This is a genomic window from Methylomonas sp. MK1, from assembly GCF_000365425.1.
Classification (GTDB): domain Bacteria; phylum Pseudomonadota; class Gammaproteobacteria; order Methylococcales; family Methylomonadaceae; genus Methylomonas.
Genome location: NZ_AQOV01000001.1, coordinates 525,749 through 550,908 on the forward strand (window position 1 = coordinate 525,749; position 25,160 = coordinate 550,908).

The following is a 25,160-nucleotide window of genomic DNA, read 5'->3' on the forward strand; positions in this document are numbered from 1 at the left end:
ATGAATCGTTTTGCATCCCGTCACCACCACACAGGGGCTACGGCCAAGCAGTTGCGAGCCTGCGGGCGGCTTATCGGCACAATATTGCTGATACCTTTACTGGTCAGTTGCGGACAGTATCTCGATACCAGCCCCGACCGTAAACTCGTGAAGCGGGTGGAAGAACGTCTGAATCCCGATGAAGGCTTGCCGCTGCCGGCCATCTCGCAGTTGCCGCCGCAAACCGTGGAGCAGGCCTTACCCAAGTTTAAGGAAGGCCGGCCAAAATCGGCGACCATCCTGCCCCCGCCCAGCGCGGCTAAACCCGAGTTACCCAAAGTAGCGCCGGAAGCTAGCAAGCAGCTATCCATCTCGGACGTGCGCAGCATGGCTTTAGAAAACAATCTGGACCTGAAGATCGCCCAGGCCGACCCGAAAATCGCTGCCACCGCGGTTAGCGAAGAAGAAGCCAAATTCGACGATTTGATCTTTGCCAAGGCCAAATACGGTAAGAAAAATACACCCGCGCAAAATCTGGATGTGGTCAGTTTCACCCCGGTCGACCCCACTTCTCCGCTGAAGAACGAAATCGATAAACTCACCGCCGTCCCGCAAGAGACCGAAGTATTGGATATGGAAGCGGGCATCGTGATTCCTTTACGCACCGGCGCAAAAGTCACCGTCAGCTCGCCGTTCGACGGTAAACGCCAGTTTCGCGGCGTCGCTTCCGACCAATATCAGAATGCGCTGCGCTTCTCCATCAGCCAGCCCTTGCTGCGTGACGCCGGTATTTCCAATAACGTAGCAGGGATCCGCATCGCCCGTTACGAACAACAAGCGGTAGACGTAAAAACCCGCTTGCAGGCGATTCGAGTGTTGGCGATGGTCGAACGCGCATATTGGAGCCTGTATGTCGCCTGGGGCGAGTTGGACGTGCGCCGCCAACAGTACGAAAACGCCTCGAACAACCTGAACATGGTGAGAAAACGGGTGGCGGAAGGTTTAACTGCCAGCGTGGAAATCAACCGTGCCGAAATCGGTGTGGCCGAACGCCTGGAGTCGCTGATTATCGCCGAAACCAGCTTAAAGACCCGCCAACGCCAGCTGAAATTGTTATTGAACGCACCCGGTCTGGATTTGGATTCGCAAACTCTGTTGATCCCCGATACCTCGCCGACCCTGCTGGAATTTAATCTCGACCGCGAGCAGCTGGCACAACGCGCCTTGGACGGCCGTTTGGAATTGCTGGAACTGGAATTAAAGCTGGCCGCCGATTTGACCAAGATCGATTATCTCAGCAATCAAACCTTGCCGATGTTTATGCTGGATTACAACTACGCCGCGCTGGGCCGCGACACGTCGTCCTACGGCGGCGCTTTCGATCAGACCTTGAGCGGCAATTATTCGGATTGGTCGGTGGGCTTACGCGTGGAAATCCCCCTCAGCAACGAGCTGCGCCGCGCGCGTCTGGACCGGGCCGTGCAGGAACGCATGCAACGTTTGACCACCCAACAACTACGCGAATTGAGCGTACGCCGGGAAATCTACGACTCACTGGATCAAATGAGCCAGAACTGGCAACGCATTCTAGCCACCCGCCAAAACGTGGTGCTGGCCGGCTTGAATTACGACGCCGAACTCAAACAGTTTAAGGAAGGCCTGCGGACGATGACCGAAGTACTGGAAACCCTGACTCGCCTCGGCGAGGCGCAGCTGCGCGAAGTGCGTGCGATCGGCGACTATCAAGTGTCGATGATAGATCTGGCGTTTGCCACCGGCACCTTGCTGGGACATAGTCGGGTGGATTTGGGCCTGAACACCACCCCTCATTAGGGGCTAGGTAAGCGATAAAAGCAGCGCGTTTATCGCTTACTGATTTGTAGCTAAGGGGCAGCTGCTAGTGATGACAACCTGAGCCATGGATATGGCCGTGGGCCACTTCATCGGCTGTCGCCGGTCTGACATCGATAACTTCCACGTCAAACGTCAAATCTTCGCCGGCTAAAGGATGGTTGCCGTCGATGGTAACATCGTCGCCGTCGATCTCGACGATGGTGATAACGCCGGGGCCGTGGCTAACGTCGGCATGAAACTGCATGCCAATATCGATATCCATACCGTCGAACATTTTTTTGGATACCACTTGGATCATTTCTTCGGACACTTCACCGTAAGCCTGATCGGCCGCTATAGTGACGTTGAATTTATCGCCTGCTTGCTTGCCGTGTAAAGCAGCTTCCAAACCCGCAATAATGTTGCCCGCGCCATGCAAATACAACAACGGCTCTTCGCCTCTGGAACTATCCAGCTGCTCACCGTCTTGGTTGGTTAAGGTATAATGGATGGAAACAGCCGTTTTGTCTGTGATTTGCATAAGCGTCTTCGCTGGATGAAAAAAAGCCGACATCATATAACCTTTTCCCCGAAAAAACATGTCACGCTGGCGACCGCCCCGCCCTAAATCTTCGCCGTACATCACCGCCGAAGGCTATCGCACTCTGGAAACCGAGCTAAAACAGCTCTGGGAACGGCGTAAAGATGTCACCATTGCGCTGTCAGCCGCCGCCGCAGAAGGCGACCGCTCGGAGAACGCCGAGTATATCTACCGGAAAAAGGAACTGCGGGAAATTGACCGGCGCATTCATTATCTGCAAAAACGTTTGCCGTCACTGACAGTGGTGTCCGAAAAGCCGGGCAATCGTAATCAGGTGTTTTTCGGCGCCTGGGTGACGCTGGAAACCATGGATGGCGAAGAAATCACTTATCGCATCGTCGGCGCCGACGAAATCGATACCACGGGCGGTTTGATCAGCCTGGATTCGCCTTTAGCTAAAGCCTTATTGAAGAAGATGCTGGACGACGAAATAGCCGTCCGACACGCCGAGCAAGAAACGCGGTATTACATCACCGCCATTCGTTACTGAACGACCATGAGTAAACAAGCCTCGTTTGCCCGTTTAAAGTGGTTTGTCTTCATTCTGTTATTGACTATTGTCGAAATTGGTCCGGTTCCGCTGATGGGTTTGACCCTGCTTTATATCGTGGCCTTTCGCCCACGCTGGTTCAAGGACTTGGTCGACCGCATTTATTCATGACAGAACCGCAATACCTGTTTGTCTACGGCACACTGCGCCGAAGCCGTCAAAATCAAATCCAACACCCGTTTCTCGCAGATTGCGATTACATCGGCGATGCATTTATCCACGGCGAACTATACGAAATTGATGCTTATCCGGGCACTATTGCTGGCGGAACAAAGCTGGTCAAAGGCGAACTGTATCTAATGCAAAACCCCGAACAAACGCTGCCGGCTCTGGATATTTACGAAGAATGCGCCGCGTATTTTCCGCAGCCGCACGAATACCTCCGCCGTGAACTACAGGTAAGTTTGCCGGATGGACAAACCGTTTTGGCTTGGACCTATCTTTACAATCGCCCCGTGAACGAACTAATGCGCATCCACAGCGGCGACTACCTAAACTATTTGCAGGAACACACATGATCAGCATTATCCAGCGCGTGACCCAAGCCAAAGTCACGGTAAACGGTATCGACATCGGCGTGATCGGCACCGGCGTCATGGCCTTGGTGGCTGTCGAGAAAGCCGATACACCCAAGCAAGCCGACCGTTTGCTGGAGCGGATTTTGAATTACCGGATATTTGCGGATGCAGATGACAAAATGAATCTGAGTTTGCGCGATATTCAGGGCGGCCTGCTGCTGGTACCGCAATTTACCCTGGCAGCCAATACCGATACCGGCAACCGGCCCAGCTTTGCTTCGGCGGCCCCGCCGGAATTGGGCCGGGAATTATTCGCGTATTTGCAACAGCGTGCGCAGGAGACCTACCCAGCTAGCCAATTCGGCAAATTCGGCGCAGATATGAAAGTAGCATTGATCAACGACGGCCCGGTAACTTTTACATTACGTTGCCAGGGAATATAGCTCAGCAACCAATTTTTGGCATCGATTTTCCTACCTTCTCATTGACCCATCGCCAGCAAACACCCCATACCGAGCTTTCAGGAACCAAAAATAAACTGTGTTAAATAACACATTTTATTTGCCTAACGCGCACCTTACCCCTACAATTGCGCCTCCTTTATCACCAACCGAGAAATACATATGAAAATTCAACATTTGCTCATCGCCTTAACCTTGCCGGCTTTGCTGACCCTGACGGGCTGCGAATCCGCAAAACCGGTCGAAGCAACTGCTGAGCCTGCGCTAGTGGCGCCAGTAACCGCGGCACCGGCTGAAACCGCCGCCCCCGCGCCAGCGGCACCCGCCATGTCCCCGGAACATTGCGCTAAACATAAAGCCGATGCCGCAGCGCACAATTGCGTTGAGCATTGCGCCAAACACAAAGGTAAAAAAGGCAAAGCCTGCCTAAAACATTGCGCCGATAAAGCCGCGGCCGAACACGATTGCGCAAAACATTGCGCCGATCACCCAGGCGCTAAAGACAAAGTCTGCGCCCAACATTGCGCGCAAGATGCCAATGCCAGCGCCCACCAATGCGGCACCGAGCATTGCGCCCATCACGAAGCCGCCGCTGCCGCCAATTGCAGCAGCCAGCATTGTGCCCATCATCAAGGCGGCGCAGCCCATGATTGCAGTGCGGATCATTGCAAAAAGCACGGCGGCGATATGGCCGATTGCTGCGGCTCCGCGCATAAATGCGATAAGTAATCTGTAATCTCAGATCCGATTCGGGTTTAACTGCGGCGACTACACCATCCGCAGTTAGGCCCGATAAAACCAGTCCAGACCTGTCAAATATTCCAATACCGCCTTCCTTCACGCGGCTGGATCCAGCCTCTTCACTCCCACCACTTTATTCAACAGCCAACAGGCGCATCTTTTAGATTGCCGAATCGCTTAAATCTGCGCTAAATTCTCAACCTGTGCCACGTCAGTCGGCCGGACATTTTTATTCAGCAATAGAGGAGCTTATGGCCGAATCCAATCAAAATCCCGCTATCGCCGCCGCGATCATTGGTGTAATCGGCTCGATCAGTGTCGCTATCATCACTAACTGGGATAAATTGACTGGACAGCAGAAGGACGCCGCATCGCCCCCGGCTCAGCAAATTGTGACGGCAACTTATCCGCCGATTGCCAAGACAACACCTGCGGTTGTCGAGTCTTCTCCGGTCATCGACATCAGCGGCGACTGGTATAACCCCGCCGCGCCGACTGCGGGCGGCACCCACATAGACCAACAAAGCGATAGTTTTGAATTCCAGGGATGGGGGATGCTGGCGCAAGGCATAGGCTACACATCAAAGGGCAGCGGCAATCTGATCGCCCAAACCCTGACTTACGATTACACCGCACAGTACCAAAACGGCTGGGTATCGAAGGGCAATTGTACCGGCACGGTAACGCCAAACGGCGCTAAGATTACCGCGACGTGCACTGATACCATCATGGGTACCTATGTGTCCGCCGGCGTGCGGCAATAAAGCTGGATAAGGCGCAGACAACGATCCATAGGAGGCTGTCTGCCCTTGAACTAAAACATCTAGCGAATGGCTAACAACGCTCTTAGCACATCGACCCGGCTAATCATGCCGACAAACTGATCGTTTTGAAAAACCGGAAAACTCCTGGTCGGCGATTCCTGAAATTTACTGGCCACATCCACGAGACTGGCATCGGCATCAACAAATTGCGGGTCTTTGCTCATGAACTCTCCCACCTTTCCGGCCATACTTTGGTTGTAAGCGGATTCGACAAACACCTTCATGCCGTCTTTTTCGGAAAATATCCCCACCAACTTACCTTGCTGGTCCACAACCGGCACGCTAGTCACTTTGTGGTCCAATAAGATTTTAACCGCCTGAGAAATTTCGGTATCGGGGGTAACGGTAACGATTTTGGTCGACATATAATCGACTACAGCTATTTTGGCTAGCATGGTGTACCTCCTGTTATTATTTTTTATTCTAAGCTTGGACAGCCATGTAAGCGACCGGTTCAGCGATCAGCTAACTTCTGCCCTATGCGATTATTATAAAAATTCCCCGCACTAGCTAGCTTTATTATTCCCAGCAACATGGCAGCAACGGCTACGGAAATGCGTTGTGATCTCGGTGTTGAAAACCATGTCCGGGTTAACGGGTTAATTCCGTATTTATCTCACCCACTAATTCGCTGTAACCGCCCTTTCCAAAAAGCCGCCGCTCTCTACCGGGAACGACAACATGCATGCTTCGGATTAATCAGCTACAAAATGACTATACAACTCGCGTATCAGTCTAAACTTGTCAAACCGCACATTGACGTTTCTGCTAAATATGGACACCGCTTATGCTTGATTCCCTTAGTAATCACTCCGGACCCCAGGATTTTTCATTACGCAAACTATTGACGGTATTAACTGCCACAGTGGCTTTACTGCTGGTAGTCGGCAATATATTTGTCTGGATTAGTCACGGCAAACTACAAACAGCGGAAACCGAAAAGCAGCGCTTGGTAAACGCTACTCTGGCGTTTAAAAATGTTCGCTATCACGTGGTGCAAATCCAGCAATTTCTGACCGATGCGTCAGCGGTCGGTGAAGACGATTACAGCGAAGCCTTAGCGGAAAAAAACGCCGCTCATGCGGAACTGACGAGTTTACTGGCGATGATGCCGGACAAGAAACCGGCGATTAAAGACGCCGATAACGCCGTGAGCGAGCTTTATGCCACCGGTGAACGCATGGCAAACGCCTATTTTCAGCAAGGCCGTGAAGCCGGCAACCTGATCATGAAAGCCCCGGAGAATGGCTTCGACGCGGCCTCGGAAATTCTGGCCGACAAACTCAATCAGCTTGCCGGCACCTTGGAACAACAAGCCAACGCCGCATCGCAGCAACAAAATCAGATGCAAAACCAAATGTTTACGGTCAGCGCCACGGTTGCCGGCCTGGCTTTATTATTGATCGTGTCCGCCAACGTCTGGCTAACGCGAAAATTATTTACCGTATTAGGCGGCGAACCCAGCTACGCATCAAAAATTGCCGGCAGTATCGCCAAGGGTCAGTTGGACATCAACGTCGCCACTGAGAAAAATGATACCAGCAGTCTACTGGCTATTATGAAGCTGATGGGCCAGGAACTGACCAGCCATATGCGCGAGATCAACGCGGTTAGTAAGCAAATCGGTCAGTCTTCCTACCAAATATCCAATATCTCCGGCGGCATTTCCAATGCCAACCGCTCGGAACAGGCTCGATCTTCCGAGGTAAAAACCGCTACCGAACAACTACGTACTACGACCGAAGAAGTCGAACGCTTTTCCGTAGAAATCCGCCACCGCACCCAGGAAACGCAAAACACCGCGCAAAAAGGCATCGTCGCCGTTAACGAAAATCTTGATGAAATGCGCCGGGTTGTGAAAGAAGTGGAAAGCGCGGAAGCGAAAACCCTGGCACTGCGTCAGGCCAATCGGCAAATTCAGGATATTACCACCACGATCCGTAACATCACCGAGCAAACCAATTTATTGGCCTTGAACGCCGCCATCGAAGCCGCCAGAGCCGGCGAATACGGCAGAGGCTTTGCCGTAGTGGCCGATGAAGTGCGGAAACTGGCACAAAACGCCTCCAGCGCTACCGCCGAAATCGCCAGCATTATTGGCGAATTAACCAAAATCATCGAAGAAAACACGCACGCGATGGGCTCCATCATCCAGACCACCAAACAAGGTATGGAAAAAGCCGAAACCACCAGCGTAGTGATTAACGAAATTGTCGGCCAGATAGCGGAAAACGCCGGCACTGCGCAACAAATTTCCACGGTCACTCGACACCAACTGGATAATGTCAACCAGTTACAAGCCAGAGTACAAGCCTTGTTCGAAGCACTGGGCCAGAACGAATCGAAAGTGCATATCACTCGAACCATCAGTGATGATCTTTACGTGGTGACCGAAAAAATGCGCAACATGTTAGAGCACTTCAGCTTCGATGCGCAGTGGACGGCAACACCAGCCGCCAACGAGCACCGCAAATTTCCACGCAGCAGCCACTATTTGCTGGCACATGTGGAAATCGCCGACTTGGTTCTCGACGGGGTCACCGCCGATTTCAGCATGTCCGGCGCCTGTTTGCGTCTGCCCGTGGCACTGCCCTGCCCGCTAAACAGCTCCATTACTATTCAGCTGCGCATTCCGTACGACAATATTCAGCAATACGAATCCCAACTGCCACTGGAGCTTACCTGCACCCTAGTCTGGCACAAACCCGTGGATGGCGAACACCACTACGGCGTCAAATTCAACGAATTCATGTCACCGGAGTCCGCACAGAGTTTAAAAGCCTGTTTTGCCTTTTTCAATCACTCCGCAACCTATTAGCCGCGGTTTGAAAATACTCGGCTCAAAAACTCAATCGAACGCGTTGCAGCAAGGGCATTTCCAATCGACGTCCGCTGGCCGCGTCGGGTGCACATGATTCAGCAGTTTTTTCGAGCCGCCGAAATCATGATAATTTTGGCAGACTTTTTCGAACGCGGCCTTGGGCGATGCGGCATAGCTAAACTTAAATTTGGGATATCTGCCCACGTGTTGTTTCAAGCGGGCGTTTAGGTCGGTTTCCGAACGGCCCACGTATTTGACGACAAACTTATTGGTTTTTTGATTGATAATGCCCAAGGCATAATTGCCCTCGGCGCTTTCGGTGATTAGTTCGTTGATTTTGGCATTGCTCAAATCGTAAGCCCCTTGCATATCAAGTGAAGCCATGTGTCCTCCTGTAGCGTCTAGCTATTCTTATAATCAAGTCGTAGGTCTGGCAAATATGCCTGATAGCAGGATAATACTCTCATCTGGGTCAAGTATTACTTTAAATATTGCAAGTTCAGTCCGACGCATTTGTAAGGGGCTGCTCGACCGGACAGAATATACCGCTTAGGATTAACGAATTTTACAGGTGTCCACACCAGGAGCCGGGATGCATCGCTTGATATTTTCGGAGTGTTTGGCAAGTGTTGTTTGTTTGCTGCTGGCTTTCCCGGCGCACAGCACCGAATGGCAAGTCGGCCCGCAGCGCGCGCTTAAACTGCCTAGTGCCGCTGCGAGACTGGCCAAAGACGGCGATGTAGTCAGTATCGATGCCGGGCTTTATCGGGGCGATATCGCCAGCTGGCCGCAGCAGCGGCTGACCATACGCGGACTGGCAGGCGGCGCCCATCTGGAAGCGCTCGGCAATTCTGCGGAAGACAAAGCGATTTGGGTGCTAAAAGGCAACGACGTTGTCGTTGAGAATATCGAACTTTCGGGTGCAACCGCGCCGGCTCTGAACGGCGCCGGCATCCGCTTCGAAGGTACTAATCTGACCCTGAGGAACTGCCATTTCCATCACAACCAGATGGGCATCTTGACCGGAGTTAACCCTGACAGCGACATCGTGATCGAAAACTCGGAGTTTAACGACAATACCGTCGATTATCCGCGCTACGGCAAACTGGGCCATAACATCTACATCGGCAATATCCGCCGTTTTACCCTGCAAAATTCTTATGTCCACGATGCCAGCACCGGCCATAACGTCAAATCGCGGGCCAGGGAAAACTATATTCTTTACAATCGCATCACCGACGAACGTAACGGCTCCAGTTATCTGGTGGACTTACCCGATGGCGGCGCCGGCTATCTGATTGGGAATCTGTTTCATCAGGGTGCAAACACCGAAAATGCCGCAATGCTGGCGTTTGCCGCCGAAAACAACCAAACCCAGCCGAATCAACAGCTTTATCTGGTCAACAATACCTTCGTCAACGATCATCCCGGCGGTGCATTCCTGAATAATCACAGTATCGCCACAGCGATGTTAATCAACAATCTGTTGGTAGGCGAAGCCACCGAACTGGTTGGTCCCAACCTGGAAAACCACGACCTCAAGGCTACGGCCACCGTGTTAAGCGATCCGGCAAGTTACGATTACCGCCTGAAGTCAGATGCCCCGGCAATCGATCAAGGCATCTCTCCCGGATTCGCCGCCAACGGGATGCTGCTTAATCCGCAATTTGTCTATCGCCATCCGCGCGGCAGCGAAAAACGCCGCCAACAAGGACCGCTTGATGTGGGTGCCTACGAATTTATCGCCAAACAGCCGGATTAAACCTCAGCCGAACAAAGCCAAGGCCTTTTTCAACGTAGACCACACCCCCCAACTAAGCGGAATCAGCACATAAAGCCAAAATACCGCCAACAGCCAGGGGCTGGAAGATTTACTGGTTTCTGAGTTATTCATGGATTGCCCCCTGCCTTGCTTAATGATCGGCGTCATCGGCCGGATAAATACCGTCCAGCTCGTCGAAATCGCCGTGTTTCATGTGATGTTTCTCGTGTACCGGCCGTATCGACAGATTGGCAATAAAACCCACCACCAATAATCCGGCCATGATGTACATGGTGACGTTGTAGGCATCGGCCTTTGCTACGCCCTGGTTTATTTGATATTCGCGGATGTAATTGACCAACACCGGTCCCAACACCCCGGCAGTGGACCAGGCCGTCAGCAAGCGGCCGTGTATGCCGCCAACGAAACGGGTGCCGAAAATATCCGCCAGATAAGCCGGAATTGTGGAAAAACCGCCGCCGTACATACTCATAATCAAGGCGTACAACAGCACGAACAGCGCCATATTGCCGGTCATACCCATGGTAGGTATCGTGGAATACAAGCCAGCGCCCACTGCGAAGAAAATAAAGTAAGTATTTTTACGGCCGAGAAAATCCGAAGCCGACGACCAGAAAAACCGCCCACCCATATTAAACAAGCTCAGCAAACCGACGAAACCGGCCGCCGAAGCCGGCGTTACCGAGCCTTTAAACATCTCTTGTATCATCACCGAGGCTTGACCCAACACACCGATGCCGGCTGTCACGTTCAGACACAACACCAGCCACAACAAATAAAACTGCGGGGTTTTCAGGGCTTGGTCGATATGCACATGCTTGTCGGTGATCATTTTGTTTTGCACCAACGGCGGTGTCCAGCCTTCCGGTTGCCAGTTGGGCGGCGGTATGCGGATGGTCAATGCGCCTATCAGCATCGAACAAAAATACAGGCCGCCCATCACCAAAAATGTTTGCACTACCCCGACCGATTCGGCCGATTTGAACTGGTCCATCAGCAGCACCGACAAGGGCGCGCCTATCATCGCGCCGCCGCCGAAACCCATGATGGCCATGCCGGTTGCCATACCGCGCCGATCCGGAAACCATTTGATCAAAGTCGATACCGGCGACACATAACCCAGGCCTAGGCCAATCCCGCCGATTACCCCGTAACCGAGATAAATCAACCAGATTTCGTGCAGGTGCACGCCCAGCGCAGAGATCAAAAAACCGCCGCCAAAACAACAGGCCGCGACGAACATCGTTAAGCGTGGCCCGACTTTTTCCAGCCATTTGCCGCCGAACGCCGCCGACAAACCTAAAAACACAATCGCCAGACTGAAGATCCAGCCCAGCGTAGTCAGCTTCCAATCGTCCGGCGCGGAACTAGCGACACCTATCACTCGCGTCAACGGATCATTAAACACACTGAATGCGTAGGCTTGGCCGATGCACAAATGCACCGACAAAGCCGCCGGAGGTACCAACCAACGGCTATAGCCGGGCTGCGCGACGCTATGTTGTTTGGAAAAAAATCCCGACATACTTGAATCCATTGTTTAGCTAAATTATCGATATTGGCGTTTTCCCGCAGCGCCGGCCTATGCGACATTTTAGCATTGCCGGCCGGCAGGCTTTAAATCCAATATCGGCCAAGCCGCGTCCTGATACTTGCTGTCTGCATCAACGCCAAGCCTGCAAACAAAGCCATATACCGCAAACCGACCCATTTAATTAACACAGATTAATTAAAAAATTAACACTTGATCTACCGTATTCCCCGCCACTCTGGGTCTTCAGATCTCGGCACACTACTTGCTGTCTCCGAAAAGCCTTATAACTTCTAAATACCTGACTAAAAAACAATGAAAAAAACCAAGTTACAGGATTTTCCAGTTGCCCAAACCGGCCAACTAGCAGGCGTCGCCGCCTTGCTTTTTTCGCTGCACGGCATCGCTAACGCCGCCGAGCCATCGCCGACCGAGGATCTAAAAAACAGCGAGACAACCAGCAAAACCAAAATCGCCAGAACCGCCAACCAAAGCCAAACCAGCGACAATGCCACTACCCTGGATACGGTCACCGTCGCTGGAACGGCCCCATTTAATCCACCCAACCAAAAACCGCAACTGGATACCGAAGCCGCCACCGGCAGCCGCTTGGGCCTGACGCCTCGCGAGACGCCGGCTTCGATCACCATCATTGACCGGGCGACTTTCGAAAAACGCGGCGCTCAGACTACGCAGGAAGCCTTGGAAAAAGCTCCAGGCATACTCGTATCGTCGCAACCCGGCTCGGCCGGTTCTGTATCGATGCGCGGCTTTACCGGCGCGCAAATCACCCAGTTATTCAACGGTATCACCGTGCAATATGATGTCGTTGCCGCTCGGCCCATCGACAGCTGGATCACTGACCGGGTTGAGGTGTTGGGCGGACCGTCTACATTCTTATACGGTCAAGGCGCGGTAGGCGGCTCGGTCAACTACGTCAGCAAAATCGCGCATCGCGGCCTGGATGAACACCACGGCTTGGTCTCGCTGGGCGAATATTTAAACCGCAGAGCTTCCTATGGTTTTAACGGCCAGCTCGGCAATACGGATAACTGGCTACAAGCGGACATCAGTTACTTAGGTTCCGAGGGCTATATCGACAACACGGAAGCCGATTCCGGGGTGATGTCGTTTTCCTTGTTAAGCGACATTACGTCCAAACTGTCGCACACCATCGCCTTTGAGCACCAGATGGAGGATCGTGACTCTTACTGGGGTACGCCGGTACTTAATCCGGTGGTCAACGGCCGAATCGTACCCTGGGGCACTGAGGGATTGGGCCCCAACGAAGGGCAAATAGACCCCGGCACCCGCTTTAAAAACTATAACGCAAGTGGTTCGGTATTTGATCAGCAGGTGTTTTGGTTACGCGACATTGTCGATTATCAACTGTCCGATAACACGCAATTCAAAAACACCTTTTACTATTACAAAGCGGATCGCCAGTACTTAAACGTAGAAGGTTACGACTGGAACAGCACGAATACCCTGATTACCCGTAATAAATCGTTTGCGGTAAATCACGATCAGGCTCTGGTCGGCAACCGATTCGAAATCGTGCATAGCAGCAATTGGTTCAGCCTGCCTTCGAAAGTCTCGGCCGGGGTCGACATTGCCTACAACAAGCAAACCCGCGCACCCAGCATGGAAAGCTCGTCAGGCACCGTCAGCATCGTCAATCCATATAATTTCAGCACCGGCACCTACTACGACAACCCTTTAGCCACCGGGCCAATCACCAACGCCCGCAACGAGTTGTATACCGTCGCCGGCTATGCCGAAAACCGCCTGACCCTGGTGCCCGATCTGAATTTGATCACCGGCGTGCGGGTGGACGACATACGCTTGGATTCAAAGAATCTGCGCACGTCCTTTGTTGCACCAACCGCCACCAACCCCGCCGCTTTCGGCCGCCGCTGGACCGCTGTGACCTGGCGCGCAGCACTGATGTACGACATCACCTCCACCTTTAACGTCTACGCGCAATACAGCACCGCCGCCGATCCGCCATCCGGCATTTTGACCACCGGCACCTTCGCCGCGCTGCAAGACTTCGACCTCACAACGGGCCGGCAAGCGGAGGTGGGTACTAAATTCGACTTTTGGGACGGCAAAGGCTCGGCGACGCTGGCGGGCTACTACATCGAACGCAAAAACCTATCAATAACCGATCCGACGGACCGAAATCGGCAGTTACCAATAGGTGCACAGTCCTCTGGCGGTGTGGAGGCCAATGTCGGCGTACAACTCAACGATCAATGGAGCGTACAAGGCAACATGGCCTATGTCGATGCCCAGTACGACAAGTTCCTGGAAACCGTCGGTACCAGCACGGTGTCAAGAAAAGGCAATCGGCCGGCCAATGTCGCCAAATGGGTGGCCAACGCGTGGCTAACCTGGGATTTCGATGCCGATTGGCAATGGAATTTTGGATCGCGCTACGTCGGCGACCGCTTCGTCGATACCGCCAACCTGATCAAAACCCCGGCCTATGCGGTATTCGATACCCAACTGTCGTGGAAATTTAACCCAAAAGCCACCGTCACCGCGCGGGTTAAAAACCTGTCCGACGAGCAACACGTCGAATGGGGTAGCGGCGGTAGCGCCCCGTTATTCTTTGTCGCTGCACCGCGTACCTTCATGATGGAATTGAAAGTAGACTTTTAATGCTCACCAGGTTCAAGCGCTATCTATACCTGAGCCATCGCTGGCTGGGTATAGTGCTATGCCTGTTTATGGCGATGTGGTTCGTGTCCGGGGTAGTGATGATGTATATCGGCTACCCCAAACTAACGCCGCAAGAAAGGCTGAGCGGCTTACCTGGCTTGGCCGAGGAGCGCTGCCGCATCAGCCTGGCGCAAGCACTGGCCGCTACTGATCAACCTAAAAGCCCCGATAGCGTGCGCTTGACCAGCGTGGCCGGCGTACCGCGTTATGTGTTTGCTTACGGCAAAAAGCAAATTGCCGTCGATGCCGAAACCGGGAACCGTATCGATCAAGTCACGCCGGCTCAGGCGTTGGCATCAGCCGGGAATTTTCTGGCAACAGCCAGCGGCCATTATCTGGACAGCATCAATGAAGACGCCTGGACGCATTCCAAAGCACTGGACGAACATCGCCCGCTACACCGAGTGCAAATGGACGACGAGCAAGCCACGCTGCTTTATATTTCCAACACTACCGGCGAAGTCGTACGCGACGCCAATCAAAACGAACGCATCTGGAACTGGCTGGGCGCCTGGATTCATTGGTTGTACCCGTTTCGCGGCGGCGCACTGGATAATTACGCTGCCGACATCATCATTTACACCGCGCTGGCCGGTTCGATATTGAGCCTGTTCGGCATCGCGGTTGGCCTACTGCGCTGGCGGTTTAAAGGCCGGTACAAGCACGGCACGAAAACCCCATACCGCAACGGCTGGATGCGTTGGCATCACTTGCTGGGATTGGGCTTTGGCGTAATCGCTTTCACCTGGATACTCAGCGGCTTATTTTCGATGAACCCGTGGAAAATATTCGATTCCACCGCTGCAAAACCTAGCATGCAAGCCTACATGGGCGGAGAAATTTCGCCACAATATTTCCCATTATCCGTGCCGGAGGCTTTGGCTCGCTTCCAAGAGACAGGATTTCAAGTACGAGAAATCGAATGGCGCTTACTGAACGGTCATGGATATTACATCGGCTTTGACGCCCTAGGCCGCAGCCGTATCCAGACGGCACAGGCTAATGGCCTGGTTTTCGAAAAATTCGGCTGGCCGGAACTGCAAAATGCGGCGGAACGGCTAATGGATCAGAGCAAAATCACCCAGCAAAGCGTGTTAAACGAATACGACTTTTACTACTACAGCCGCGCTGCGCATACCATGACCGGGCACATCGAAAAACGTTTGCCTATCCTGCGTCTGGAATTCGCCGACTCCGACAGCACTTGGCTGCATCTCGATCCCTACACCGGTAACTTCAGCAAACTCGATGCCGGTAGACGCGTCAGCCGCTGGCTGTTTGCTTTTTTGCATAGTTGGGACTGGCTGCCATTACTAAACAATCGGCCAATCTGGGATATTTTGTTGATAGTGTTTAGCACCGGCGGTTTGTTGATTAGCGCAAGCGGCATCATCATCGGCTGGCAGCGCGTGAAGCGAAAGCTGTCTACTCCTTAAGCCAACCCAAGACTACCGACACTTCCGAGCAAGCGGGAGCCCAACCATTTGGGATGAGTACTATCGCAGCATGATCGGCATAATCATTAACGGTTAGAAAACTTCAGCCAAAACGCTTATTCTGTGACGACTAGCGTAGCCTCGCTGAGTATCCCCTTCTACCGAAACGCCAAATGCTGCGGATACTAAAACCATGAACGACTCAAGAACCCGCCTGGATAAAAGTAAAGTATCCCCCGGCAAAGCCGGGGGCTTTATGTTGTGAACCGCTCAAAGCCGTAAATAGGGTCGCTAACGCGGCCCTTTCATAATAGCCGCCAATAAGCAGCGACTCATTGCCAAAGGTTCAGTTGTTCAATTCGCTGGTCTTCCTGTTCTTGATGCCGGATATATTCCCGAATCATCGTCTCATCCCGACCCACGGTCTATACAAAGTAACCTCTTGCCCAAAAATGCTGGCCTACAAAATTTCGCTTCTTTTCACCATAAACCCGTGCCAAATGAATCGTGCTCTTCCCTTTGATGTAACCTATTACCTGTGAAACCGCATATTTCGGCAGAATCGAAATCAGCATATGCACATGATCCGGCATCAAGTGACCTTCCAATATTCGACTCTCTTTTTTGGCTCGCTAGCCTTCGAAACACCTCACCCAAATGTTTACGCAACTCCTTGTACAGCGTTCGGCGACGGCATTTCGGAATAAACACCACATGATATTTGCACTCCCATTTCGAGTGACTTAAGCTCTCGTTCTCGTCCATCAGGCTCTCCTCTTCGCGTTTGCTTGGCGGCTCACGCGTCCGAGTGTCCTGATGGACTCCTCTAAATGTCAAACTTCAGCTGTCTCCCCGGCAGAGCCGGGGGATTTCTCATTTTTGGTTAAAATTGGCACAAATTTATTGGTTTGTAGAAATTTGCGTACTCACAGTTTCGGCCGATTGTGTTGAAAAAGGCGGATTTTTGAAAGTCAGTGGGAACTGCGTTTTGATTGATTGCCGTGGTTTTGCAGAAGCTGGCAGGTGAGTTTTTTGCTTTCCGGTGCGTAAATATGGCTTATATTGCCGTTATGCGGGTATCAATTGGGGTACTGGCTCATTGATGGCCAACCTCTTCGCCATTCGCCTTGCGGAACGTCCGGGGAGTCGCTATTTTTGCCGAAAGATTTTTTCGGGCATCCTGCTGGAAAAAATCGGCAAAAATTACGCGACCGCTTATGCCTACGGCGCCCCGATTCATCCGCGTCACCTCGTTCCGACCCAACAAGGGGTCGAAACATCGGCTCTCGCATGACTTAACGCCGTGTCGCGATGCCTTGCAGGTTTTCTCCGCTTCGCTGCGAAAACCCGCCCGGCGCTACGGCTATCGGGGACTAAAAATCTTCACTTCGCTGGCGCTCCGTTTCCAAGATTTTCAGCGCTGGTGATTACACCGGGAGTTTTGATCGTAACAACCTTGCGTGCGTTCAGCTTATTCAAAATTCGACTCATAAATCCTACCCTACTTCCTACCCTACTTTCGGCATCGGATTGGAGTATATTTTATCGAACCAAGCTGGACAATAAATTTGTAACTTATAGTTTTTTAACAAGAATTTAGGACGACAAAAAACACTATAGGACTTTTGTTAGAAGCACTAGCTCTCCGCCATATTTCTAAAAATGCCTTGTTTAACAAGGCATTTTTTGTTTAGTAGACTCAAACAAGCAATATTTGCTGCAAAACGATGCTACGAAGAATAGTATCTGGATTGCGATCCGAACCCTGAATACACTTCCAGCTGACGCGAAGGCAATCCCCATTAAGCCGAAGGGATATAAAAATATCAGGGAGGCACCCACCATGCTTTCGAACATACCCTCGCAAATCTCGAAGGTGCATTCAACAACCTTGACCGCACCTCCAAGACATTTATCTAGTCGCCCCTGAAAAATTTCGACTTTTTCAGGGGCGACTAGATTACTTTTGGCGACGCACAAATCAGCCTGGAGCGAATTTGAACAGCCCATAAACTGACACGAAGCGCGAAAACCAGGGATGGTTTTCGTAGCGAAAGTATCGCGTTTGCCCGTCCACGAACCGGCGTTAAATCAACCCTCGCGGCAACGCATCATTATTTGTAAAAAAAGGCAGTTCCGCGTGGGCACAAAAACCGTGCCCACCCGGCTTGTTAGAGATTCTGGCATCAGCCAGCCACTCCAGTTTAAACTAAGGCTTTATCCTGCCTATCCTCGCTGTTAGCCAAAAATTGCACTTTTGATGAGATAGCTCGGGCCATCATGCGTTTGATATACCAAGCCTGCCCGGCTTGCATTGAAAAATATAAAACAGAAAAAAACTCAACATCCAGCCAACGGCAGGCACAGCAACAACCGCAGTATTGGCACTAACATTGACTTGGTAACCGCTCGTACGCTGAATAGACGTGGCTATACCCAATATATTTATCGTATGAGAGCCTGCATTAAGGGTATTTTCAAATAACCAAGCTTCATTGGCGCTTTCTGGATGTTTGTCCAAAGGGCTGCCATCAAGATTTACTGCATATAAAAGACTTCCGGCATTAGTTTCCAGTGAATTAACAGCAACCCTAACCTGACTTGTGGTGTGTAAAGTAAAGGTCCAGTCATCAAGAACATTGGTCTCAATATATAGGCCGGTTATAGTGCCAAAAAGATCGTGCGGCGTAAGTTGACCGTATTGTAAAGTTCCAAGCGTAGGGCCATATCCGGTAATTGAATTCCAAGTTAACGTCGATGCATTAATTTTCACTGAAAACAACACCAATATCAGGCCTAATATCTTTAAATATTTGTTCATATATTGCACCCTACCCTGATTATAAATACACAGTTATCTACGCTTTCCCATTAAGAACACTCAAATATTTTTTAACTCCATGATGTTTATTTCTGGTTTATTGCCTGTTCAACAATATGCTTTGAAGCTTCTTCCAATAAAATCTGGGTTGACGTTACTTCGCCGCCAAAATTGCGGAAAGTTTCGTACTTTGTTCCGGGCGCGATTTCCAATCCGGTAAAACGTTCGGCGCCATCGTAATCAACCAACACTTTACCGCTTTTTGTATATTTAGCGTTGTAAACCAACGAGCCTCGGCCGGCGCCAAAGCCCACCGTCAAACGTAATGCCGCATTACCCGGATCAAAGTCTGAAATTGCTACATCCAAGTGCGTTGCATTGTCTTCGGTGACTAGATTAAACCCTTCGGTTAAAAGAGCGGCCTGAATATACCGGGTAAGTTTATCGACAATATCCGCATTTGCGCCCGTGACTTTTACCGTAATATCTTTCCCATAACTGGACACATTTTCAGAAGAACCCGTATTGAGATGATGCGTTGAACACCCGGTTAAAAGCCATGCCGATAGAATCAAAGAAAATATTTTCACCGTTACCTCTTTTTCTGGTTACCCTTCAAGGCATGTTAACTCTTCTTTAGCCGCACTGCGGCGATTAGGCCCGCGGCGCGGGCAGTAAATCCAACCTTAAAACAAGCCTAGCATTAGTGAGTCACCGTTTGTACAAACAGGCAATTCTGCGGGCACAAAAACCCTGCCCGCCTGAATTATATAGTCTGCCAATAAAGCCCGACGATACCGATTATCTGATCACCGTTATTGAGGTTTGGAAATTGCGCACCGAGTCCCAAACGCCAGTTGCCGACCAACGGGTAAATCAGCTTGACGGTTTTACTACCGACGGCGTTGTTCCCAGACCAATAATCGCCGTTCAGCCTTAGCCCATCCCACAACGGAATTTCAGCGCTGAAGTGCATACCAACACTGTCGTGGTTGGCTATACCGGCGTTGGCATAGTAAACGCCGGTATCGATATCCACATCCCAATCCGGCAGATGGCGTTGATATTCCAGATAAGACAGGCTCATAAAAACGTTATTGGGTTCGACGATGCCAATACCGCTTTGCGTACCGACAATGACTTGCAGGTTTTCCGTGGTCCAGTGTTTTTCCACGTTAAACAAAATATCCGGCTGGAACGGCGCCGCCGGCGATGTGGTGGACGCAAACTGCGCGTTCAGAACACTCAAGCCCACATCCCAACCAGCCGCCAAACCAAAGTTCGCCGATAAGTTAGCCACCGCCGCGTTAGAAAAGATATTAGTCTCTTGTTCCACATCAATGGCTGCCGGCTCGGTGGTATCGATGTCGGGTAAATTACGCGTCGCCCTTTTTCCGGACGAGGCAGACTTTTCCTTCGCGGCCACATCGACAACACCCAACACCGCCCACGCCAGCCACACCAATGCCAAGGCCGTTGATATATTGAAATATCTTGTCGTCTGATTCATTGATTGATTGTAAGCGCTCAGCTGGAATATGCTGAATCCCAATATTTTCTTTTGACCACGCGAAAGGCTACTGGCTCGCGAACCGGCATTAAATCAGGCTTCCCGCAGAAAATCATTGTTGATGCAAACCAGCAATCCCGCGTGGGTACAAAAACCGTGTCCACCCTACCCGGCTGCGACGATCAGGCCTGCAGCGCGGGCAAGTCCGTCGTTCCCACGCAGCGCATGGGAACGAGGAATTGCGGTTAGGTTTGGAGGGGTTGGTTTTGCCCCGTATGCCGCGCCGAGCACCGCAGCTTTTGCCGAGATCAGCCCGCAGGGGAGCGGCAGGGATGCCGCTCGTTTTCGGAGGGGCAGGAAGCCCCTTCCGAAAACCCTCGGCAAAAGTGAGGAGCGCAGGAAATAAGCGGCATCCGGGTCGCCTTTTCTTTGGATACTTTCTTTTGGCGACGCAAAAGAAAGTATCGCGGTTGCCGGTCCGCGAACCGGCGTTAAATTAGGGTTCGCGGTAGCGAATCATTATCTGTACAAACAGGCAGTTTTCCGCGTGGGCACAAAAACCGTGCCCACCCTACCCAGCTATTCCGCCCCACCTTTATTATTATTGCCTGAGTTTTGTGCGACAGAACCTGATTGCGAACTTGGTGCCGGCTGAGTTGTTACTGGAGCAGGAGCAAGTTGCATAGTAGGTATTTGGGCACCCGCTGCTGCAACACTCAAACCACTCGGAAATTGCTGCATAGTTGGGATAGAAGCTCCCTTGGTGAATAATTGCAAACTTGGAACTGATGCCCCATCTAAGGCAATGCCATGAATTCTTTTTTGAGACATATTGACTCCATTTTCAAGATTGAAGATTACAAAAACAATTGTTGTGATAACAGCAAACACAAATGACACGGCAGAACCCAAGTTTGCAATATCCGTTAAGGCTGCTGCATGATTCTTCTTTGTCAGGTAAGACGAATCATTTTCTAAGTAGTACTTTTCAGCGTATTCCAATTGTGTCGAAAGGCCTTTTTGACTGACAAAAAACGACGCAATTGTTGCTACGATTGATATGCAAAATAGCACCCATGACATAGGCAAAAGCCAAGCAACTATTGCGTTTTTATATATGACAAAATCTTTTAGAAACCCCAGGGAAAAACCTAAAAAAGTTGTCCCGAGAGAAAGCACAGCTTTATCATAGTTCTCAGTATTCGAAAGCTGACGCCGCAAGACATCCTCTCGATATTTTCCAAATAATTCATTTCGAATTTTCTGTTCGTCGTCCATTTTGATTCCACCACATAATGAACATTATCAGAGGGTTATTATCTGAAGGTGCCAAACATCAACCGCACTTACTCTCCCCACAATTCAAACAAGTCATACACCCATCCATCAACACCATCGCCTTGGTGCTGCACTTGTTACACAACACAGCTTTCTCCGGAAACGCCTGCCCTTCCGATGCACCATGCTGGGCTTCAAACTCCCGGCGCTTTTCGTCCAGTAATTGCTGATGATGATCGCTGAGCTTGTCTGGCTTGATCATGCCGATGTGTTTCATATGCGATTCGATGGCGTGGCCGATTTCCGCTACCAGGGACGGCATGAAGACCCCGCCTTTTTTGAAATATCCGCCTTGTGGATCGAATACCGCCTTCATTTCTTCCACCAAAAAGGTGGCATCGCCGCCTTTACGAAACACCGCCGAAATCAAACGGGTCAACGCCAGTACCCATTGAAAATGCTCCATGTTTTTGGAGTTGATGAAGATTTCGTAAGGCCGGCGCTCCTGATGCACCGTGCCCTCATTCAGGATGATGTCGTTGATGGTGATGTACAGGGCGTGCTCGGACTGCGGGGTTTTGATCTTATAGGTGGAACCCAGCAGCATCTCCGGGCGCGCCAGATTTTCGTGCATTTCTTCCAGCGAAGGTTTTGCCACTTCGGCTTCCGCCTGCGCAGCTGCTTCCAGATTTTCTTTGGTCAGCACTTTGTAGCCGACGATTTTTTTGTTGATTTTGTGTAGGGTCATGGGGGTATCTCATATTCTGTGTAGGTTGGGTTCACCCAAAGGGTGTAAAAGGCGCCAGCCGTAACCCAACACTCATCAAGGCCAAATGTTGGGTTACGCTAGGCTTTTATGCCCTGCGGGTAAACTCAACCTACGTATTTTGATTATCAAAACTTGCCGTAATAGCCTTCTTTCAAGGCATCGAACAAGTTCGCTGCGGTGTGAATCTCGCCGTCATATTCCACATCTTCGTTACCTTTAAATTCCACCACATGGCCGTCTTCCAGGGTGAATTGGTAGGTGGTGTTTTCCAAATCGGATTCTTTCACCAACACGCCTTGGAACACTTCCGGGTTGAAACGGAAAGTGGTGCAGCCTTTCAAACCTTGATCGTAGGCGTATTCGTAGATGGACTTGAAGTCTTCGTACGGATAATCGGTCGGCACGTTGGCGGTTTTAGAGATCGAGGAATCGATCCAACGCTGCGCGGCGGCCTGAATATCCACATGCTGTTTCGGCGTGACGTCGTCGGCGGCAATAAAATAAGCCGGTAATTGTTGGTTTGGGTCTTCGCTATACGGCATCGCCTCCGGGTTGACCAGATGGCGGTAGGCCAGCAATTCAAAGGAAAATACGTCGATTTTTTCTTTGGATTTTTTGCCTTCGCGGATCACGTTACGTGAATAATGATGCGCAAAGCTGGGCTCGATGCCATTGCTGGCGTTATTCGCCAAGGACAGCGAGATAGTGCCGGTGGGCGCAATCGAGCTATGGTGGGTAAAACGGCAGCCCACTTCCGCCAGTTCCGCGACCAATTCCGGCAGTTCCTGCGCGACTTTTTGCATGTAGCGACTGTATTTAGCGTGCAATACACGCCCTGGGACTTGGTCACCCAGTTTGTAGCCGTCGGCTTGCATTTCCGGGCGTTTGTGCAGCATTTCGCCGGTGACGGTGAATAGCTGGTCCATGATAGGTGCCGGGCCTTTTTCTTTCGCCAGTTCCAGGCCGGCTTTCCAGCCTTCGAGAGCCAACTCTTTGGTGACTTGTTCGGTAAATTCCAGCGATTCTTCATCGCCGTATTTCATACCCAGGATGGTAATAGTAGAACCCAAGCCCAAATAGCCCATGCCGTGGCGGCGTTTGCCGACGATTTCTTCACGTTGTTTTTCCAGCGGCAAGCCGTTGATCTCGACCACGTTATCCAGCATGCGGGTAAAGATGCGGATGGTTTTGCGGTAGCCTTCCCAATCGAAGCGGGCCTCTTTGGTGAAGGGTTTGTCGATGAAACGGGTCAGGTTGATCGAGCCCAACAGGCAACTGCCGTAAGGAGGCAGCGGTTGTTCGCCGCAGGGGTTGGTAGCGCGGATGTGCTCGCAAAACCAGTTATTGTTCATTTCGTTGACCTTGTCGATCAAGATAAATCCTGGTTCGGCATAGTCGTAAGTGGAGGACATAATGATGTCCCACAAACGGCGGGCCGGCATGACTTTGGTAATGCGGCACGCCACCAGGCCGGCCTCGTTGACCACATAACCTTTTTTATTGGGCAGATCACGCCAGACGATTTTGTCGGTATCGGTCAGATTCAGTTTATCGACATTGGCTTCGCGCTCGGTAACCGGAAAGGACAGCGGCCATTGACCGTTGTTTTTAACGGCTTCGACGAATTCGCTGGTAATCAGCAGCGACAAGTTGAACTGGCGCAAGCGGCCGTCTTCGCGTTTGGCGCGAATAAAGTCCACCACGTCAGGATGTGCTACGTCGAAGGTGGCCATTTGCGCACCACGGCGGCCACCAGCGGACGATACGGTAAAACACATCTTGTCGTAAATATCCATAAACGACAGCGGACCGGAGGTGTACGCACCGGCACCGGACACATATGCATCGCGGGGTCTTAACGTAGAAAATTCATAGCCTATACCGCAGCCGGCTTTCAAGGTCAGACCGGCTTCGTGGACCTTGTGCAGAATGTCGTCCATCGAATCTTCGATGATGCCGGACACGGTGCAATTGATGGTGGAGGTAGCCGGTTTGTGTTCCAGCGCGCCGGCGTTGGAGACGATGCGGCCTGCCGGAATAACGCCTTTACGCAAGGCCCACAGAAATTCTTTGTAGTGTTTTTCTTGCAGCGCCTTGGTTTTCTCCACGCTAGACAGGGCTTTGGCGACGCGCTTGTAGGTATCGTCAATGGTTTCGTCAATCGCTTTGCCGTCCTTGGTTTTTAAGCGGTATTTACTGTCCCAAATATCCAGGGAAGCACTTTGTAGCGGGATTTCGGTGGTGTCTTGCGTCACAACATGAAGTTTTGCGGTCATTCGTGGATTCCCTTTTCTAGTTGAATGGTTATTGGCCTATCTCAGCACTCCGGCACGGCTAAGATATTGATGTTTATTGGGTTAAAACCGAAAAACACTACAGCCTGGCGACATACTGCATATAGTGTCTATGTGAAAATTCTAGCACAACATATTGTGTTGTCAGCGGGAAATTTTTACTAAATAACCCCGCTTGCGGCTTTGTTTTTTTAACTCAAGGAGTTAGCGGCGGCATTTAATTTTAATTTCGCTTTAGATAGCCCAGCCATAAGATTACTGTTCTGAAAACAGCAAATCGATTTTTTACGATAGCCAGCTATTGCATAGTATTTTTGGCATGCTGGCACATGCCCGAGATGAGCCAGCATGAATGCGTGAGCCTTGACTCAGCCGGTATTTTTTAGAGAGCTAGACAATTTCGCCTAAATATCCAGAAGCGCCCATTACCCAGGCAAACATCTGGGCGAACCCATTTTTAAGGGTTTCGACATTGTCGAGTGGGCTTGTGATGACCACAGAAGTCCATAGACAACTATGCGCCGGGAAAATAGCTTACTACCCGATCATACAAGCCGGTGACATCGACAAATTGGAGGTTTTGGCTTGGGGAATGGCGGACAAGCAACACCGTCGGACAAGTTTCAATCTACCCGCCCCACGATTTGACAGAGCTACCCATTGATCCATTCACAACCAGGATT

The 25,160-nt window shown here is 51.3% G+C and carries 23 protein-coding genes and 1 pseudogene; 12 read left to right on the forward strand and 12 right to left on the reverse strand.

The genetic code is table 11. From position 1 onward, the window contains the following. Complete coding sequence (locus G006_RS0102230) at nt 1-1,812, forward strand: TolC family protein (RefSeq protein WP_235048812.1); 1,812 nt, start codon at nt 1-3, stop codon at nt 1,810-1,812. A 64-nt stretch (nt 1,813-1,876) separates the two neighbouring features. On the opposite strand, the gene G006_RS0102235 is transcribed toward G006_RS0102230, so the two are convergent. Beyond that, the gene (locus tag G006_RS0102235; RefSeq protein WP_026146788.1) at nt 1,877-2,353 is read right to left on the reverse strand and encodes an FKBP-type peptidyl-prolyl cis-trans isomerase; all 477 of its coding nucleotides are present in this window, start codon (nt 2,351-2,353) and stop codon (nt 1,877-1,879) included. A gap of 58 nt (nt 2,354-2,411) precedes the next feature. Here G006_RS0102235 and greB point away from each other — a divergent pair, with 58 nt between their 5' ends. The 6 genes from greB (at nt 2,412) to G006_RS0102265 (ending at nt 5,447) form a co-directional block, all read left to right on the forward strand. Then, nucleotides 2,412-2,903 (forward strand): transcription elongation factor GreB, encoded by a 492-nt coding sequence (greB, locus tag G006_RS0102240; RefSeq protein WP_020481531.1) that lies wholly within the window; start codon nt 2,412-2,414, stop codon nt 2,901-2,903. A 6-nt stretch (nt 2,904-2,909) separates the two neighbouring features. After that, entirely contained in the window at nt 2,910-3,074 is a 165-nt protein-coding gene (locus tag G006_RS28730) for a hypothetical protein (protein WP_020481532.1), read from the forward strand. After that, nucleotides 3,071-3,481, forward strand: a complete 411-nt coding sequence (locus tag G006_RS0102250) for a gamma-glutamylcyclotransferase family protein (RefSeq protein ID WP_020481533.1) — start codon at nt 3,071-3,073, stop codon at nt 3,479-3,481. Before G006_RS28730 ends, G006_RS0102250 begins: the two co-directional genes overlap by 4 nt. Continuing rightward, complete coding sequence (dtd, locus tag G006_RS0102255; RefSeq protein ID WP_020481534.1) at nt 3,478-3,924, forward strand: D-aminoacyl-tRNA deacylase; 447 nt, start codon at nt 3,478-3,480, stop codon at nt 3,922-3,924. The genes G006_RS0102250 and dtd overlap by 4 nt, the downstream gene beginning before the upstream one ends. Nucleotides 3,925-4,104: 180 nt before the next feature. Beyond that, entirely contained in the window at nt 4,105-4,671 is a 567-nt protein-coding gene (locus G006_RS0102260; RefSeq protein WP_020481535.1) for a hypothetical protein, read from the forward strand. A gap of 263 nt (nt 4,672-4,934) precedes the next feature. After that, complete coding sequence (locus G006_RS0102265; RefSeq protein ID WP_020481536.1) at nt 4,935-5,447, forward strand: hypothetical protein; 513 nt, start codon at nt 4,935-4,937, stop codon at nt 5,445-5,447. A gap of 59 nt (nt 5,448-5,506) precedes the next feature. On the opposite strand, the gene G006_RS0102270 is transcribed toward G006_RS0102265, so the two are convergent. Then, entirely contained in the window at nt 5,507-5,902 is a 396-nt protein-coding gene (locus tag G006_RS0102270) for a CBS domain-containing protein (protein ID WP_020481537.1), read from the reverse strand. 392 nt (nt 5,903-6,294) lie between these two features. On the opposite strand from G006_RS0102270, the gene G006_RS24695 reads away from it, so the two are divergent. Beyond that, a complete protein-coding gene (locus G006_RS24695) occupies nt 6,295-8,325 on the forward strand; it encodes a methyl-accepting chemotaxis protein (RefSeq protein WP_081607871.1) in 2,031 nt (676 codons plus the stop codon). Nucleotides 8,326-8,355: 30 nt separating this feature from the next. Here G006_RS24695 and G006_RS0102280 read toward each other — a convergent pair whose 3' ends face one another. Beyond that, nucleotides 8,356-8,712, reverse strand: coding sequence for a hypothetical protein (locus G006_RS0102280; RefSeq protein WP_020481539.1), 357 nt, complete (start codon nt 8,710-8,712; stop codon nt 8,356-8,358). Nucleotides 8,713-8,920: 208 nt separating this feature from the next. On the opposite strand from G006_RS0102280, the gene G006_RS0102285 reads away from it, so the two are divergent. Next, entirely contained in the window at nt 8,921-10,090 is a 1,170-nt protein-coding gene (locus G006_RS0102285) for a right-handed parallel beta-helix repeat-containing protein (protein WP_020481540.1), read from the forward strand. 3 nt (nt 10,091-10,093) lie between these two features. Here the strand turns inward: G006_RS0102285 and G006_RS29305 are convergent, their stop codons facing one another. Further along, the gene (locus G006_RS29305) at nt 10,094-10,222 is read right to left on the reverse strand and encodes an MFS transporter small subunit (protein WP_268743562.1); all 129 of its coding nucleotides are present in this window, start codon (nt 10,220-10,222) and stop codon (nt 10,094-10,096) included. 19 nt (nt 10,223-10,241) lie between these two features. Further along, entirely contained in the window at nt 10,242-11,636 is a 1,395-nt protein-coding gene (locus tag G006_RS0102295) for an L-lactate MFS transporter (protein ID WP_033193999.1), read from the reverse strand. A gap of 321 nt (nt 11,637-11,957) precedes the next feature. On the opposite strand from G006_RS0102295, the gene G006_RS0102305 reads away from it, so the two are divergent. Together G006_RS0102305 and G006_RS0102310 are read left to right on the forward strand one after the other, a co-directional pair. Continuing rightward, the gene (locus G006_RS0102305) at nt 11,958-14,309 is read left to right on the forward strand and encodes a TonB-dependent receptor (protein ID WP_020481544.1); all 2,352 of its coding nucleotides are present in this window, start codon (nt 11,958-11,960) and stop codon (nt 14,307-14,309) included. Next, on the forward strand, nt 14,309-15,805 hold the full coding sequence (locus G006_RS0102310; RefSeq protein WP_020481545.1) for a PepSY domain-containing protein: 1,497 nt from the start codon (nt 14,309-14,311) through the stop codon (nt 15,803-15,805). The genes G006_RS0102305 and G006_RS0102310 overlap by 1 nt, the downstream gene beginning before the upstream one ends. 332 nt (nt 15,806-16,137) lie before the next feature. On the opposite strand, the pseudogene tnpA reads toward G006_RS0102310, so the two are convergent. Continuing rightward, a pseudogene (tnpA, locus tag G006_RS27515) lies at nt 16,138-16,570 on the reverse strand (IS200/IS605 family transposase). A gap of 337 nt (nt 16,571-16,907) precedes the next feature. Between tnpA and G006_RS0102315 the strand changes: the two are divergent. After that, nucleotides 16,908-17,099: a hypothetical protein gene (locus G006_RS0102315; RefSeq protein ID WP_152428783.1), complete on the forward strand. Its 192-nt coding sequence runs from the start codon at nt 16,908-16,910 to the stop codon at nt 17,097-17,099. 984 nt (nt 17,100-18,083) lie between these two features. Here G006_RS0102315 and G006_RS0102325 read toward each other — a convergent pair. The 6 genes from G006_RS0102325 to G006_RS0102350 all read right to left on the reverse strand — a co-directional run bounded on the left by G006_RS0102325 (nt 18,084) and on the right by G006_RS0102350 (nt 24,459). Beyond that, nucleotides 18,084-18,626, reverse strand: coding sequence for a hypothetical protein (locus tag G006_RS0102325; protein ID WP_020481548.1), 543 nt, complete (start codon nt 18,624-18,626; stop codon nt 18,084-18,086). A gap of 86 nt (nt 18,627-18,712) precedes the next feature. Next, nucleotides 18,713-19,216: a DUF4410 domain-containing protein gene (locus G006_RS0102330; RefSeq protein WP_081607872.1), complete on the reverse strand. Its 504-nt coding sequence runs from the start codon at nt 19,214-19,216 to the stop codon at nt 18,713-18,715. A 176-nt stretch (nt 19,217-19,392) separates the two neighbouring features. Next, entirely contained in the window at nt 19,393-20,136 is a 744-nt protein-coding gene (locus G006_RS0102335) for a hypothetical protein (protein WP_020481550.1), read from the reverse strand. Between the two features lie 579 nt (nt 20,137-20,715). Then, a complete protein-coding gene (locus G006_RS0102340) occupies nt 20,716-21,414 on the reverse strand; it encodes a hypothetical protein (RefSeq protein ID WP_020481551.1) in 699 nt (232 codons plus the stop codon). Nucleotides 21,415-21,472: 58 nt separating this feature from the next. Further along, a complete protein-coding gene (locus G006_RS0102345) occupies nt 21,473-22,162 on the reverse strand; it encodes a TSCPD domain-containing protein (RefSeq protein WP_020481552.1) in 690 nt (229 codons plus the stop codon). Nucleotides 22,163-22,308: 146 nt separating this feature from the next. Further along, nucleotides 22,309-24,459, reverse strand: a complete 2,151-nt coding sequence (locus G006_RS0102350) for an adenosylcobalamin-dependent ribonucleoside-diphosphate reductase (RefSeq protein WP_020481553.1) — start codon at nt 24,457-24,459, stop codon at nt 22,309-22,311. Between the last annotated feature and the right edge of the window lie 701 nt (nt 24,460-25,160).

Coding starts and splice junctions, on each gene's coding strand:
- G006_RS0102250 (WP_020481533.1), top strand. CDS start 3,071: ATGACAGAACCGCAATACCTGTTTGTCTACGGCACACTGCGCCGAAGC.
- dtd (WP_020481534.1), top strand. CDS start 3,478: ATGATCAGCATTATCCAGCGCGTGACCCAAGCCAAAGTCACGGTAAAC.
- G006_RS0102310 (WP_020481545.1), top strand. CDS start 14,309: ATGCTCACCAGGTTCAAGCGCTATCTATACCTGAGCCATCGCTGGCTG.
- G006_RS0102315 (WP_152428783.1), top strand. CDS start 16,908: ATGGCCAACCTCTTCGCCATTCGCCTTGCGGAACGTCCGGGGAGTCGC.
- G006_RS0102285 (WP_020481540.1), top strand. CDS start 8,921: ATGCATCGCTTGATATTTTCGGAGTGTTTGGCAAGTGTTGTTTGTTTG.
- G006_RS0102270 (WP_020481537.1), bottom strand. CDS start 5,902: ATGCTAGCCAAAATAGCTGTAGTCGATTATATGTCGACCAAAATCGTT.
- G006_RS28730 (WP_020481532.1), top strand. CDS start 2,910: ATGAGTAAACAAGCCTCGTTTGCCCGTTTAAAGTGGTTTGTCTTCATT.
- G006_RS0102295 (WP_033193999.1), bottom strand. CDS start 11,636: ATGTCGGGATTTTTTTCCAAACAACATAGCGTCGCGCAGCCCGGCTAT.
- G006_RS0102265 (WP_020481536.1), top strand. CDS start 4,935: ATGGCCGAATCCAATCAAAATCCCGCTATCGCCGCCGCGATCATTGGT.
- G006_RS0102325 (WP_020481548.1), bottom strand. CDS start 18,626: ATGAACAAATATTTAAAGATATTAGGCCTGATATTGGTGTTGTTTTCA.
- G006_RS0102335 (WP_020481550.1), bottom strand. CDS start 20,136: ATGAATCAGACGACAAGATATTTCAATATATCAACGGCCTTGGCATTG.
- G006_RS0102230 (WP_235048812.1), top strand. CDS start 1: ATGAATCGTTTTGCATCCCGTCACCACCACACAGGGGCTACGGCCAAG.
- G006_RS0102340 (WP_020481551.1), bottom strand. CDS start 21,414: ATGGACGACGAACAGAAAATTCGAAATGAATTATTTGGAAAATATCGA.
- G006_RS0102235 (WP_026146788.1), bottom strand. CDS start 2,353: ATGCAAATCACAGACAAAACGGCTGTTTCCATCCATTATACCTTAACC.
- G006_RS0102280 (WP_020481539.1), bottom strand. CDS start 8,712: ATGGCTTCACTTGATATGCAAGGGGCTTACGATTTGAGCAATGCCAAA.
- G006_RS24695 (WP_081607871.1), top strand. CDS start 6,295: ATGCTTGATTCCCTTAGTAATCACTCCGGACCCCAGGATTTTTCATTA.
- G006_RS0102305 (WP_020481544.1), top strand. CDS start 11,958: ATGAAAAAAACCAAGTTACAGGATTTTCCAGTTGCCCAAACCGGCCAA.
- G006_RS0102350 (WP_020481553.1), bottom strand. CDS start 24,459: ATGACCGCAAAACTTCATGTTGTGACGCAAGACACCACCGAAATCCCG.
- greB (WP_020481531.1), top strand. CDS start 2,412: ATGTCACGCTGGCGACCGCCCCGCCCTAAATCTTCGCCGTACATCACC.
- G006_RS0102260 (WP_020481535.1), top strand. CDS start 4,105: ATGAAAATTCAACATTTGCTCATCGCCTTAACCTTGCCGGCTTTGCTG.
- G006_RS29305 (WP_268743562.1), bottom strand. CDS start 10,222: ATGAATAACTCAGAAACCAGTAAATCTTCCAGCCCCTGGCTGTTGGCG.
- G006_RS0102345 (WP_020481552.1), bottom strand. CDS start 22,162: ATGACCCTACACAAAATCAACAAAAAAATCGTCGGCTACAAAGTGCTG.